The sequence below is a fragment of the Phyllobacterium sp. genome (genome assembly GCF_037994405.1).
GTDB lineage: Bacteria > Pseudomonadota > Alphaproteobacteria > Rhizobiales > Rhizobiaceae > Phyllobacterium.
Map to the genome: position 1 here is coordinate 23,004 of NZ_JBBNAN010000014.1, position 12,104 is coordinate 35,107.

The 12,104-nt window shown below is 56.7% G+C and carries 13 protein-coding genes; 5 read left to right on the top strand and 8 right to left on the bottom strand.

All coding sequences use genetic code 11. The features are described from left to right. The first annotated feature begins 113 nt into the window (after positions 1 to 113). Entirely contained in the window at positions 114 to 1,028 is a 915-nt protein-coding gene (locus AAAC48_RS00995) for a DMT family transporter (RefSeq protein ID WP_340652396.1), read from the top strand. On the opposite strand, the gene AAAC48_RS01000 is transcribed toward AAAC48_RS00995, so the two are convergent. The 3 genes from AAAC48_RS01000 to AAAC48_RS01010 form a co-directional block, all read right to left on the bottom strand. Next, positions 1,029 to 2,276, bottom strand: coding sequence for an MFS transporter (locus AAAC48_RS01000; RefSeq protein ID WP_340652381.1), 1,248 nt, complete (start codon positions 2,274 to 2,276; stop codon positions 1,029 to 1,031). Between the two features lie 115 nt (positions 2,277 to 2,391). Next, the gene (locus tag AAAC48_RS01005; protein WP_340652382.1) at positions 2,392 to 3,228 is read right to left on the bottom strand and encodes a uracil-DNA glycosylase; all 837 of its coding nucleotides are present in this window, start codon (positions 3,226 to 3,228) and stop codon (positions 2,392 to 2,394) included. 57 nt (positions 3,229 to 3,285) lie between these two features. Next, the gene (locus AAAC48_RS01010; RefSeq protein WP_340652383.1) at positions 3,286 to 3,897 is read right to left on the bottom strand and encodes a hypothetical protein; all 612 of its coding nucleotides are present in this window, start codon (positions 3,895 to 3,897) and stop codon (positions 3,286 to 3,288) included. A gap of 274 nt (positions 3,898 to 4,171) precedes the next feature. Between AAAC48_RS01010 and AAAC48_RS01015 the strand changes: the two genes are divergently transcribed. Continuing rightward, positions 4,172 to 5,839 carry an electron transfer flavoprotein-ubiquinone oxidoreductase gene (locus tag AAAC48_RS01015; RefSeq protein ID WP_340652384.1) on the top strand — a complete coding sequence of 556 codons (1,668 nt, stop codon included), beginning with the start codon at positions 4,172 to 4,174 and terminating at the stop codon, positions 5,837 to 5,839. Here AAAC48_RS01015 and AAAC48_RS01020 read toward each other — a convergent pair whose 3' ends face one another. After that, on the bottom strand, positions 5,840 to 6,853 hold the full coding sequence (locus AAAC48_RS01020; protein WP_340652385.1) for an endonuclease/exonuclease/phosphatase family protein: 1,014 nt from the start codon (positions 6,851 to 6,853) through the stop codon (positions 5,840 to 5,842). Positions 6,854 to 7,321: 468 nt separating this feature from the next. Between AAAC48_RS01020 and AAAC48_RS01025 the strand changes: the two genes are divergently transcribed. After that, positions 7,322 to 7,675, top strand: a complete 354-nt coding sequence (locus tag AAAC48_RS01025) for a VOC family protein (RefSeq protein ID WP_340652386.1) — start codon at positions 7,322 to 7,324, stop codon at positions 7,673 to 7,675. 19 nt (positions 7,676 to 7,694) lie between these two features. On the opposite strand, the gene AAAC48_RS01030 is transcribed toward AAAC48_RS01025, so the two are convergent. Continuing rightward, entirely contained in the window at positions 7,695 to 8,141 is a 447-nt protein-coding gene (locus AAAC48_RS01030) for a MarR family transcriptional regulator (protein WP_340652387.1), read from the bottom strand. A gap of 90 nt (positions 8,142 to 8,231) precedes the next feature. Here AAAC48_RS01030 and AAAC48_RS01035 point away from each other — a divergent pair, with 90 nt between their 5' ends. After that, positions 8,232 to 8,999 carry a VOC family protein gene (locus AAAC48_RS01035; protein WP_340652388.1) on the top strand — a complete coding sequence of 256 codons (768 nt, stop codon included), beginning with the start codon at positions 8,232 to 8,234 and terminating at the stop codon, positions 8,997 to 8,999. 45 nt (positions 9,000 to 9,044) lie between these two features. Here the strand turns inward: AAAC48_RS01035 and AAAC48_RS01040 are convergent, their stop codons facing one another. Together AAAC48_RS01040 and AAAC48_RS01045 are read right to left on the bottom strand one after the other, a co-directional pair. After that, complete coding sequence (locus tag AAAC48_RS01040) at positions 9,045 to 10,553, bottom strand: AMP nucleosidase (protein WP_340652389.1); 1,509 nt, start codon at positions 10,551 to 10,553, stop codon at positions 9,045 to 9,047. A gap of 45 nt (positions 10,554 to 10,598) precedes the next feature. Next, complete coding sequence (locus tag AAAC48_RS01045) at positions 10,599 to 10,763, bottom strand: hypothetical protein (protein WP_340652390.1); 165 nt, start codon at positions 10,761 to 10,763, stop codon at positions 10,599 to 10,601. 182 nt (positions 10,764 to 10,945) lie between these two features. Here AAAC48_RS01045 and AAAC48_RS01050 point away from each other — a divergent pair, with 182 nt between their 5' ends. After that, positions 10,946 to 11,647 (top strand): glutathione S-transferase N-terminal domain-containing protein, encoded by a 702-nt coding sequence (locus tag AAAC48_RS01050; protein WP_340652391.1) that lies wholly within the window; start codon positions 10,946 to 10,948, stop codon positions 11,645 to 11,647. A gap of 108 nt (positions 11,648 to 11,755) precedes the next feature. On the opposite strand, the gene AAAC48_RS01055 is transcribed toward AAAC48_RS01050, so the two are convergent. Further along, positions 11,756 to 12,104 (bottom strand): hypothetical protein (locus AAAC48_RS01055; protein ID WP_340652392.1); only part of this gene is annotated, 349 nt, incomplete at its 5' end.

Below are 12,104 nucleotides of genomic sequence, written 5' to 3' on the forward strand. Positions count from 1 at the left end.
CCATGCCGGTCTTTCGGCCGACTTTTCCTCAAGGAATACCAGCCGTGACTACTATTGTTCACCCGCGAGACGGTGAACCGCCTGTTGCAGACAAAGTGCGCACATCCAACACCATGCTTGGAATTGGCCTCAAGATCGCTTCTGTCTGTGTTTTTGTCTGCATGTCGAGCCTGCTGAAAGCATCGGAGGGAATCCCGGCGGGGCAGCTGGTGTTCTTCAGATCGTTCTTCGCCATTTTCCCCGTTGTCGCCTTCATCGCCTGGCAAGGCCAGATGGCGGTGGCGTTCAAGACAAGCGAGCCCTTCAGCCACTTTTGGCGCGGCTTTGTTGGCGTGAGCGCAATGAGCTTGAGCTTCTACGGCCTGACGAAACTGCCGCTGCCGGAGTCCATCGCCATCAGCTATGCGACACCGCTGCTGACTGTCGTGTGCAGCGCCATTTTCCTGCAAGAGACGGTACGGCTCTATCGCTGGTCCGCGGTCTGTTTTGGCTTGGTTGGCGTCCTGATCATTCTCTGGCCGCGAATTTCCTTTTTCACTGGCGAAACTGAATTTGGGGGCGACCAAGCTATCGGCGCTCTCGCCACACTGGGCGGCGCCGGACTTGCCGCTGTTGCCATGCTGTTGGTGCGCAAGCTGGTGCAGACCGAGCGCACACCAACCATTGTCGTGTATTTTTCCATTGCCTCAAGCTTGATTGCACTGGTCAGCTTTCCATTCGGCTGGGTCTGGCCGACAGGCTTTCAGGCAACCTGTCTGATCATGGCCGGAATCGCCGGCGGTGTGGCGCAAATCCTTTTGACGGAGAGCTATCGCCATGCGGACATGTCAGCGATTGCACCTTTCGAATATACGTCCATGTTGCTTGGCCTTGCCATCGGCTATCTGCTGTTTGGGGATATCCCCACGGCCGAGATGATCACCGGTGCGGCCATCGTCATCAGCGCCGGGATATTCATTATCTATCGTGAACACCGGCTCGGGCTCGCTCGTGCGAGGGCGCGCAAGGCATCCACACCGCAAGGCTGATTATTCTTCCTGCGCGGCTTCGCTCAAGGGATGCAGCTGCAGCGTTTCCGGCGTTTGCGGCCTGTCATGCGGGCGGATGGCGAAATCTGGCCGCGCTGATGGCGCTTGCGATGCACGGCGCAGGCTGCGCCAGAACGCATAGGAGCCGTAAGCCGCATAGCTGATCGCCATGGTGACGAAAAATCCGGATGGACCATTGAGGTCCATCAGGCGCCCGGCGATCTGCGGTCCGACCATGCTGCCTACGCCGTAGACAATCAACAAACCGCTGGAAATCTTGACGAATTCGCTGGGCTCGGCGAAGTCGTTGGCGTGGGCGACGTTGAGCGAATAGATCGGAAACAGCACCGTCCCGAACGCAAACATCAGCGTGTAGATCACCCAGGGTGTGGTGGGCTGAACAATGATCATTGTCAAGGAGATCGCCACTCCGCCAATACCGGCAACGACCATGACATAGCGCCGGTCGACGAAATCCGAAATACGACCGATCGGATACTGGAAAATCGCTCCGCCGATCATCGAACTGGCGATCATCGTGGCAATGCCGAAGGTGGACAGGCCAATGTCACGGCCGTAAACGGCGGATAGGAAGTTCCATGCACCGGCGATGATACCGGCAAGGAGCGACCCAATCAGTGCAGCTGGTGATTTGCGGAAAAGTCCGGGCAGATCAAGCGACACTTGCGTGAGTGGGCGAGGCGACTGCGCATTGGAGAGGCCGGTCGGCACCAGGGCAGCGGCATAGATCAACGCCCCGATCATGAACAGCACCTGCGTCGCCGGATTGCCGAAGGGCAGGATGTATTGACCGACGAGGAGGCCGAGCATCGAGACGATCATGTAGATCGAAAACACCATGCCGCGGGTCGCATTGGTGACGCGTTCATTCAGCCAGCTCTCGATCACCATGTAGCTGCCAGCCAGCGAAAAACCCGCCAGCGCGCGAAACAGGGTCCAGGCCCAGGGATCGATGATAAGCCCATGCATGAGCATTGACATGCTTAGAAGGGTGAGAAGGACGGCGAAGACACGCACATGGCCGACGCGCCGCACGAGGCGCGGTACGATGATACAGCCGCCGGTAAAGGCGAGTGCATAGCCGGTACCGAGCCAGCCGATCGTTGTCGGCGACCAGCCTTCCATGCCCGCACGAAGCGGCAGCAGGATACCCGCCAGGCCCCCCGCCGTCAGCATCAAAAACGTGCTGGTCAATAGTGCCGTGATCGGCAAGAGCTGGCGAAACATTTAACTGTCCTGTGTTTCAACTTCTGAAACTACAGGTTTCAATTGGCCCGCAAGCCAGCGATTACGACACTGCCATTCCAGTTTTGCGCCAAGAATTGGCGTAGAGGCCTATGGATTATTCCGTCAGCGCACGCAACCGCATTTTGATATTGATGAAATCGCGCCACGCAAAGCGCTTCTGCGCCGGATTGCGCAGGAGATAGGCGGGATGGAGTGTCGGCATGACAGGTATCTCGATACCTGACGCGGTCACATGGCTTTTCCAGTTACCACGCAGGCGCAAAATACCCTCGGTCGCGTTTGTCAAGGCCTTGGCGGCAGGCCCGCCGAGTGCAACGAGCAGTTTCGGGTTGGCAAGCTCGATCTGACGCTCAAAGAAAGGGCGGCAAATTTCGGTCTCCAGCGGCGTCGGCGTGCGGTTTCCCGGCGGGCGCCATGGGATCGTATTGGCGATATAGACGCCGGTGCGGTCAAGGCCGATGGCGGCAAACATGCGGTCAAGCAACTGCCCTGAACGGCCGATGAAGGGCACGCCTTCGAGGTCCTCTTCGCGTCCGGGAGCCTCACCGACGAACATGACGGATGCGTCCGGATTGCCGTCGGAGAAAACCAGGTTCTTGGCGGTAAATTTGAGATTGCAACCGTCGAAGGAAGCGAGCTGTTCGCGCAACTCCTCCAGCGTGGCTGCGCTGGACGCAAGCTGCCGTGCGAGCGCCACCTTTGCGTCATCCGGTACCGAAGCCTTGCTGAGAATCGATGGGGCTGGCGGCGCGCTTTCCCGTTCCAGCCGCTGTGGTCGGTGTTGCTCAGCTGGGATTTGCAGTGCTGGCTGTGGCGACACCGCGACACTTCTAGCTTCTACTTGTGAAAATCGGTCAACCGGCACGTCTTCGAGGGGCGTATCGACGCCAGCCTCGGCATAGAAGTGCAGCAGTTCGCGCAGGTCGGGCACTGATCAATCCTTAAGAGCTGCAACTGACGTCGCAAATTGCGCGTCCGATTGCAAGCTCTAGGACGATGGAATGCGCGGCTCCTGCACCAGATAAAACACCCGCTTTGGGGTAAAATCAGCAATTGGAAACTCGAATGTCGCATTCTCGCCGGGATCGACCTTGCCCCCGCTGAAGGCCATGCGGTCGTAAGGCTCAAAGTCATCGCTATAGTTGGCGAAACCTTCGGAGCGGATTATGCCCTTCTTGTCACCGGGCTGGTAGAAGGACAGGCCATCGCCGTAATCACTCGGCACATTCAACTGCTCCTGCAGTTCGAATTCGAATTCAATCCAGGGATGGCCGCTTCCATTGATCGTCCGCACCTGCAAAAAGAAAAGGATGGCGGTATCTTCGCTGGGATTTTGTTGAGCGATCTTGTCCGTTCGGATAACCAGCGTTGTCGGTTCTGTGGAACTAAACTCTTCGGTCAGTACGATCGGATCATCAAGCGTACCCTTGCCGCTGATCGAGCGGATCGTGAAGCCACCGAGTTCGTCGGAAAACGAATAAGGACCTGCCGTCCATAGCTCGGGCTCTTCTGCTGCCATTCCCTCTGAAGCAGTGTCAGTGAAAAGCATGCAGACGGCAAGGAAGCCACAAAGCACCCAGATCACTCGGGACAGTTTCATCCGGTCTCCAATCGGCTAGGTGACGGACACTGAATTCAATAGCCGGAGTATGAACGAATTGTATAAAGGCGCAACTGTCAGGTGAGGCAAGAGATCAAATTATTGACGTTTACGTTAAGGTAAAATATGAAATCGGTCGATCGTCGTAGGAAGAGGGCAATTGGCCGCATCTGGAATGCGTACTATCCACTGTCTTACGGCTATTGTTGCGCTACAAATCTGAAAAACACGGGTTCAAACGTGTTTGCGGGGCATGAATATTCAGGAGGAAAGCATGAGCGAGACAACCGAACTTCCAGAGCGGGAGAGCATGGAGTTTGACGTCGTGATCGTTGGAGGCGGACCGTCGGGCCTGTCCGCAGCCATCAGGCTCAAGCAGATCAATCCTGAACTCTCGGTTGTCGTGCTCGAAAAGGGCGGCGAAATCGGTGCGCATATTCTTTCCGGCGCCGTGGTCGATCCGATCGGTGTCGACAAATTGTTGCCGGGCTGGCGCGACGAGGAGGGGCATCCCTTCAAGACGCCAGTAACGGCGGATCATTTCCTTGTCCTGGGACATTCCGGCTCCGTTCGGCTTCCTAATTTCGCCATGCCGCCGTTGATGAATAATCATGGCAATTTCATCGTCTCGCTCGGCAATGTCTGCCGCTGGCTCGGGACCAAGGCGGAAGAGCTTGGCGTTGAAATCTATCCCGGCTTTGCCGGTTCGGAAGTGCTCTACGATGATAAGGGAGCCGTGATCGGCGTTGCCACTGGCGACATGGGCATCGAGAAGGACGGGTCGCACGGACCGGCCTATACGCGCGGCATGGCGCTCCTTGGCAAATATGTACTGATCGCGGAGGGCGCGCGCGGTTCACTCGCCAAGCAGCTGATCAACAAGTTCAAGCTCGATCAGGGCAAGGAACCCGCCAAATATGGCATCGGCCTGAAGGAACTCTGGCAGATCGATCCCGCCAAGCACAAGCTTGGCCTCGTCCAGCACTCATTTGGCTGGCCCCTCGATCTGAAGACCGGCGGGGGATCGTTCCTCTACCATCTTGAGGACAATACCGTTGCCGTTGGCTTCGTCATGCACCTCAACTACAAGAACCCTTACCTGTCACCGTTTGAAGAATTCCAGCGCTTCAAGACCCACCCTGCCATTCGGGGAACATTCGAGGGCGGCAAGCGGCTGTCCTACGGTGCTCGCGCGATTACCGAAGGCGGCTGGCAATCGGTGCCGAAACTGTCGTTCCCGGGCGGAGCGCTGCTCGGCTGCTCGGCAGGATTTGTCAACGTGCCGCGCATCAAGGGTTCGCACAATGCTATGCTTTCCGGCATGCTGGCCGCCGAACATGTGGCGCAAGCAATTGCCGCCGGCCGCGCCAATGATGAGCTGATCACGTATGAGAACGCATGGCGCTCAAGCGAGATCGGCAAGGATTTGAAGCGGGTTCGGAACGTCAAGCCAATGTGGTCGAAGCTTGGCACAGTCGGCGGTGTCGTCCTCGGCGGCCTCGACATGTGGCTGAACACAATTTTCGGCGGCTGGTCGCCTTTCGGTACCTGGAAGCATGGCAAGTCCGATGCGGCCTCGCTTGAACCGGCCAGCAAATACTCACCGATTGCCTATCCAAAGCCCGATGGCGTTCTGACGTTCGATCGACTGTCATCGGTCTTCCTGTCGAATACCAATCATGAGGAAAACGAGCCGGTTCATCTCATCGTCAAAGATCCTGCGCTGCAGAAATCCTCCGAGCACGATATCTACGCCGGACCGTCAACCCGCTACTGCCCGGCGGGCGTCTATGAATGGGTCGAGGAGACGACAGGGCCGAAGTTCGTGATCAATGCCCAGAACTGCGTTCACTGCAAGACTTGCGACATCAAGGACCCCAATCAGAACATCAACTGGGTACCGCCGCAGGGCGGCGAAGGGCCGGTCTATACCAATATGTGATCAGCGGCTCAGCATTACGGTCTGTTGATCGGGGCCGCCGTCATCGACACCGCTGATCGAGAAGTGCAGGAGTAGCGGCAGGTGATCTGAACCTGCCGGCTCGAGAGTCTCCACCCGCGTCCCGGTGATCCGTTCCGAAACCAGGATGTGGTCAATTGGCAGGCCAACCCATGCCGCAGCATGGGCCAGCGTGCCATTGATGAACCAGCTTGGCCGTAAACCTTCGGCTGAACGGGTTTTGCTCACCTCCGTGATGTTCTTGAGCGTCTGGCTCCACGGGACAGCGTTGAAATCACCTGCAATGATCATCGGGCCATGCAGGCGTTCGAAATACGGGCGCATTTGCTCGACATTGTCAGCCTGCTCGAATGGCCAGGGCCACTCGAGATGCAAGGCAGCAATGATGGCGCTGCGGCCACCGAAATCGATACGCGCCAACCCCACGAGACTGTTACCAATGCATTGCGGCGTACTTCCAAGCGCGAAGGGCCGGCGCGAAAGGATCGCGACACCGCCGATGTGTTTTGTGCTGGGACAATAGAGGTTGTAGGGATAGCGCGCCTCGATTGCCTTCAGCTTCGGTCGCCAGCTGGCGGAAGCCTCCTGCAATGTGATGACGTCCGGCGCTTCCTGCGCAATCAGACGGATGACATCTGCCGGTCTCGCATTGTCGTGGCGCAAGTTAAGCTGCATCAGCTTGTATTCTGGCTGGACGATAGGCTCCGTCGATTGAGCAGCCACTTCGGCTTCCGCGTACGGAGTGGGAACAAGCACAGTGGCAAGGGCGGTCAAAGCCAGAACAATCGCCATCAGACCCTCCCGCCACAGTCCGAGAAACAGCGCTGGAATAGCCGAAACGGCCATCAGCACCGCAAGGTGCATGCGAAAATGCGCGAACGCATCAAATACCGGATGAACCGTGCCGAAGAAGCCCAGCACCAGTGGCACCGAAAACAGGATCGGTACCAGCACGGCAGCAAGTGTTAGCCAGGAATGCTTGTGATTGTTCGTCATGCTTCGCTTTAAGCCCGCAATTGCGACGCAATCAAGATGGCGGATTCGGCGTGTTTTTGGGGTTGATAAGACAAGCGGCGAGGCCGTTTACAAAAGGATATACAACCCCGCATTCGTTGCTGTCTGGAAAAATCCCGGTCATGTGTTGGATGGTTTCAGAGCAGAAGCAGCATGCACCGAGCCAGCGGTGAATTGGAGAGGACAGGCTTCTCCAACTGCGGCACCAGCCTTGCCTTTGGAACTTGCAGGTCAACTATGCGGTATTTGCCGTTTAGCATCACTCTGACAATGAAAAGAACCCGGATCAGCTGGACAATCTGCATCCGGGTTCTTTTCATCTAATCAGAAAAACGAAGGGTGGGCGAAAGTCCGCCCTTCATTTCCAAGCATCAGCTCCGACTTTCGTTGCATGTGCTAGCTGAATTCCGCTAGGAATTCGGCCGATAGGGATCTTGCGGAGGTGAACTCATGACTGTCAGGCGCATCGTTGCCAATCTTGCTGTCAGTGATCCAGGCAGCGTCCGCGAATTCTACGAGAAGCTGCTCGACCTCAAAGTGGTCATGGATCACGGATGGATTCTGACATTCGCTTGCGATGCACCGGCGAAACCAGAACTCAGCGTGGCAAGTGAGGGTGGATCGGGAACGCCTGTGCCCGATCTGTCAATTGAAGTTGATGATGTCGATGAGATTTATGGGCGAGCAAGATCAGAGGGATATGAGATCACGTATGCCATTACGGACGAACCTTGGGGCGTGAGGCGATTCTACGTCCGTGATCCGTCTGGCCGCCTCGTCAACATACTCTCCCATACGGCCTGATTCACTCGCCGAGCTGATATTACAATAGCTTCGTCAAACTACTCAGGAGGCGGTCATGTTCGCCTTCGCCAAGTTGCCGTTCTAGCTCTCGATGCGTGCTCGTCCATATCGGGGTAACATCCGAGAGCAGGCGCATGCCTTCGGGTGTCAATGAAAGCAACCGGCTGCGCTTGTCCGCTGGGTCGGGTGTAACGTTCACCAAATTGCGACGCTCAAGTGGCTTAAGAGCGGCGGTCAGGGTCGTACGATCCATTGCAAGCAGGGATGCAACGGAGCTAAGGTTGGGGGGCTGCGGCCGGTTCAACGACATTAGCAGGGAAAACTGGCCGTTGGTCAGATCGAATGGCCGCATTGCCTCGTCGAAGCGACGCGCCAGGGCGCGCGCAGCGCGCTGGACGGCGAGGCACATACAAGTGTCGCGAACGTGTATCGTGGTTTCGTAGGTTACTAAGATCGGCTTTGACATGGCCTATATATGTTGATATCAACGTAAATGTCAACATTCAATCACGAGCATTCAGTATAGTCCGGGCAATCATGAAAAGGAGGAGCCATCATGACCAATCGCGGTAATTTCATTTGGTATGAGCTGATGACCAGCGACGCGCAGGCGGCGGAAAGCTTTTATTCCAATGTCGTCGGCTGGGGTGCGCAGGACGCCGGCAATCCGAACATGAAATATACATTATTGACTGTGGATAATAAGCCTGTAGCCGGAATGATGACCACACCCGAAGGCTGCAATACCGGCGTCGAGTCCATGTGGTCCGGCTATATCCTAGTCGATGATGTCGATCAGTATGCATCACGCGTCAAAGACGCTGGAGGCAAGGTAACAGTTGAACCGCAGGACATTCCCAATGTTGGCCGGTTTGCTGTTGTCGCCGACCCGCAAGGCGTGCCTTTTAGCCTCTTCAAGCCGTCTCTTGATGATCGAGGCGACTTCCCCAAGCCTCCGGCCGCCGGCACAATCGGCTGGCATGAATTGATAGCCAGTGACTGGAAAAGCGCTTTCGAGTTCTATTCCGGGCTGTTTGGCTGGACCAAGGGCGAGGCGATGGACATGGGGCCAATGGGCACCTATCAGATCATCGAGAGGGACGGCGCAATGTTCGGCGCGATGATGAACAATCCGGAACCATCGAATCCGCCCGTCTGGCGCTATTACATCTGCGTAGCTGATGTTACTTCGGCCGAAAGCCGGCTGAAGGACAAGGGCGGGCAGGTGCTGTTTGGACCTGTAGAGGTACCGGGCGGGCAGTGGATCTTGCACGCCCGCGATCCGCAAGGTGTCTTCTTCGCCCTGGTCGGCCCGCGCGCCTGATTGCGGTTTTCGAAGAACATCGGAGCCTCGTCGCGAGGCTCCAGCCTATTGAAATGCCATCTCGAAGAAGCTGCGCAATTTGCGTGAGTGCAGTTTCTCGGGTGGCATTTCGGCCAACTTCTCCAGTGCCCGGATACCGATCTGCAGATGTTGCGCAACCTGGCGCTTGTAGAATTCAGTCGCCATGCCCGGCAGTTTCAATTCACCGTGCAGCGGCTTGTCGGAGACGCAAAGCAGCGTTCCATAGGGCACGCGGAACCGGAAACCGTTTGCTGCAATCGTCGCCGATTCCATATCGAGAGCAATGGCGCGCGACTGTGACAGCCGTTTTACGGGGCCGCGCTGGTCGCGCAATTCCCAGTTGCGGTTGTCGATCGTCGCGACCGTGCCGGTGCGCATGATGCGCTTCAGGTCATAGCCCTCAAGCCCGGTTATCTCGGCCATGGCCTGTTCGAGCGCGACCTGCACCTCGGCAAGCGCAGGAATCGGCACCCAGACCGGCAGGTCATCGTCCAGCACATGGTCCTCGCGCACATAGGCGTGGGCGAGCACATAATCGCCCAGTGCCTGCGTATTGCGCAGACCGGCGCAATGGCCGAGCATCAGCCATGCATGTGGCCTGAGCACGGCAATATGATCTGTGATCGTCTTGGCGTTGGAAGGGCCGACGCCGATATTTACCATGGTGATCCCGGAACCGTCGCTGCGTGCGAGATGGTAGGCAGGCATTTGCGGCAGCCGCCCCAGCGGCACGCCGGAGGAGGGCGATTGGCCGCCGGCCTCAGTCAAAAGATTACCCGGCTCTATGAATCGCTCGTAGCCACCGCCGCCTTCCGCCATCAGTTTGCGCGCGAGCGCACAGAACTCATCGATGTAAAACTGATAGTTTGTGAACAGCACGTAGTTCTGGAAATGCAATGGCCGCGTTGCGGTATAGTGCGACAGCCGGTGCAGCGAATAGTCGACGCGTTGCGCAGTAAAGGGCGATAGCGGCATGATACTGTCGAGATCATCGGTCTCGTAATCGCCGTTGACGATACGGTCATCAGTGGCGTTAAGGTCAGGCACATCGAACAGATCACGCAGCGGACGCGTGAACGCGTCGGCGACGGAGGATTCCACATAGGTACCTTCGAGGAAGGCAAAGTGGATAGGGATTGGCGTTGTCGATTCCTGCACTGTGACCGGGTAGCCGTGATTGCGGATGAGAAGCCTTATCTGCTCTTCGAGATAATTGCCGAAAAGGTCCGGTCTCGTGATGGTAGCAGCGTATTGGCCGGGCGACGACACGTGGCCGAAGGCCAGACGGGAGTCGATCTGGGCATAGCTCGATGTAGAGAGCCGTACTTCCGGATAGAAGGAGCGGAAATGTGTGGTGTCTCTGGCTTCGCCCTTGGCAACCTTGTCGAACGCATCGCGGAGAAACTGCGTGTTGCGTTCGTAGAGCGCACTCAGTGCCTCAACAGCGGCTTTCGCATCTGTAAATTCTGCAGGTTCAACATGACGCGGCATGCTGATGGTGACGGGTTTCTTCGTTCCGATTCGTTTGTCCATACCTCAATATAGTGACTTCATATGACAGTTGAAAAGGAGAGAAGGTTAAACTCTTTGCAGGGCCACAAGGAGGACAAGGCCGACACCGCCGTTTGAAGGGGACCGGCTTTCATAACTTGCGGCAAAGGCGACGACGGGGCCGACAAGAATGGCCGAGAAAATCAGTGCACGCAGAAAGAGCAGCGAAAAATTTGTAGCCGATTGTACCATGATCCCCTCCCTTTCCTTGGCCCGAGATGTTGTGTCCTTGCAACCATAGGCAGGACGGGCTGAATGAAAGCTGAGATGCCTGTTCATCTGGCATTCAACAATTGGCTTCGGGGCACTTGTGATAGGCAATCGGAGACCTATGTTCATCCGTGATATCCGCCCAAGATCTCATGGAGACCACGATGACGACTCAAACAAAGCCGATCGAACTTCACTACTGGCCAACGCCCAACGGCTGGAAGATTTCCATCATGCTGGAGGAACTCGGTGTTCCCTATGATTTGAAGTTGGTAAATATCGGCAGGGGCGAACAGTTTGAGCCTTCATTCCTGAGGATTGCACCCAATAATCGCATGCCGGCTATCGTCGATCCGGAAGGCCCGGACGGAAAACCGATCTCAGTATTCGAATCCGGCGCAATCCTACAATATCTGGGCCGGAAGTTCGGCAAGTTCTATCCGCAGGATGAACGCACCCGCGTTGCTGTCGAAGAATGGCTTTTCTGGCAGGTCGGCGGCCTGGGGCCGATGGCGGGGCAGGCCCACCATTTCCGCCAATATGCCCCGGAAAAGATCGAATATGGCATCAACCGCTATACCGACGAGGTCAACCGTCTCTACGGTGTAATGAACCGCCGCATTGAGGGCCGGGACTATCTTGCCGGCGATTATTCAATCGCCGACATGGCTTCCTTTGGTTGGGTGATTTCCCATGCCAATCAGGGCCAGGATCTGAATGATTTCCCCAACCTCAAGCGTTGGTTTGAGGCGATTGGCGCCCGTCCCGCCGTTCAGCGCGGCGTGGAGGTCGGCAAGGCGGAACGTATCAACCTTGCCAATGACGAAGACGCGAAGAAGATCCTGTTCGGCCAACGGGCGCGCTGAGATCCAGGCCAAAACTCAAGCGGGATGGGTGAGCACGCCAACGTCTCGGCGCGCTCCGGTCGGCTGTATGTTTGTCTATCGGCATCGACCGGACGACCTGAAGCTGCTCTATCGTTGGAATCCTGCCATCCCACAAAACATCCTCCGTGACGTGCTTACCGATCCGGTTCGAAATTTCTTGCATCTTCGCGGCATCGGCCCGCTTGTCTCGAAACGGAGGCCGTTTCGTGTAACGCCACGAATAAAATGATTGGCCTGGCTGTCGGGATCGTTGCCATTGATCTCGGTCGCCTTACGCAGCCAAAACTCCTGGGCCTCCAGTTCCTTGCGCCTTGCCGCGCTCAGATCGGCGCAATGCAATTTGCTCTGGACCTGTTTGTGTAGATATTTGTAGGCTTCAACATAATTTCCGTTTCCTTCCCTGATTTTCCTTCTGAGTTCGGCCTTTTGGCTTTCG

Excerpts from the sequence above, each read along its gene's own strand:
- AAAC48_RS01000 (WP_340652381.1), bottom strand. The coding sequence starts at position 2,276 with ATGTTTCGCCAGCTCTTGCCGATCACGGCACTATTGACCAGCACGTTT.
- AAAC48_RS01040 (WP_340652389.1), bottom strand. The coding sequence starts at position 10,553 with ATGGACAAACGAATCGGAACGAAGAAACCCGTCACCATCAGCATGCCG.
- AAAC48_RS01020 (WP_340652385.1), bottom strand. The coding sequence starts at position 6,853 with ATGACGAACAATCACAAGCATTCCTGGCTAACACTTGCTGCCGTGCTG.
- AAAC48_RS00995 (WP_340652396.1), top strand. The coding sequence starts at position 114 with ATGCTTGGAATTGGCCTCAAGATCGCTTCTGTCTGTGTTTTTGTCTGC.
- AAAC48_RS01010 (WP_340652383.1), bottom strand. The coding sequence starts at position 3,897 with ATGAAACTGTCCCGAGTGATCTGGGTGCTTTGTGGCTTCCTTGCCGTC.
- AAAC48_RS01050 (WP_340652391.1), top strand. The coding sequence starts at position 10,946 with ATGACGACTCAAACAAAGCCGATCGAACTTCACTACTGGCCAACGCCC.
- AAAC48_RS01045 (WP_340652390.1), bottom strand. The coding sequence starts at position 10,763 with ATGGTACAATCGGCTACAAATTTTTCGCTGCTCTTTCTGCGTGCACTG.
- AAAC48_RS01015 (WP_340652384.1), top strand. The coding sequence starts at position 4,172 with ATGAGCGAGACAACCGAACTTCCAGAGCGGGAGAGCATGGAGTTTGAC.
- AAAC48_RS01035 (WP_340652388.1), top strand. The coding sequence starts at position 8,232 with ATGACCAATCGCGGTAATTTCATTTGGTATGAGCTGATGACCAGCGAC.
- AAAC48_RS01030 (WP_340652387.1), bottom strand. The coding sequence starts at position 8,141 with ATGTCAAAGCCGATCTTAGTAACCTACGAAACCACGATACACGTTCGC.
- AAAC48_RS01025 (WP_340652386.1), top strand. The coding sequence starts at position 7,322 with ATGACTGTCAGGCGCATCGTTGCCAATCTTGCTGTCAGTGATCCAGGC.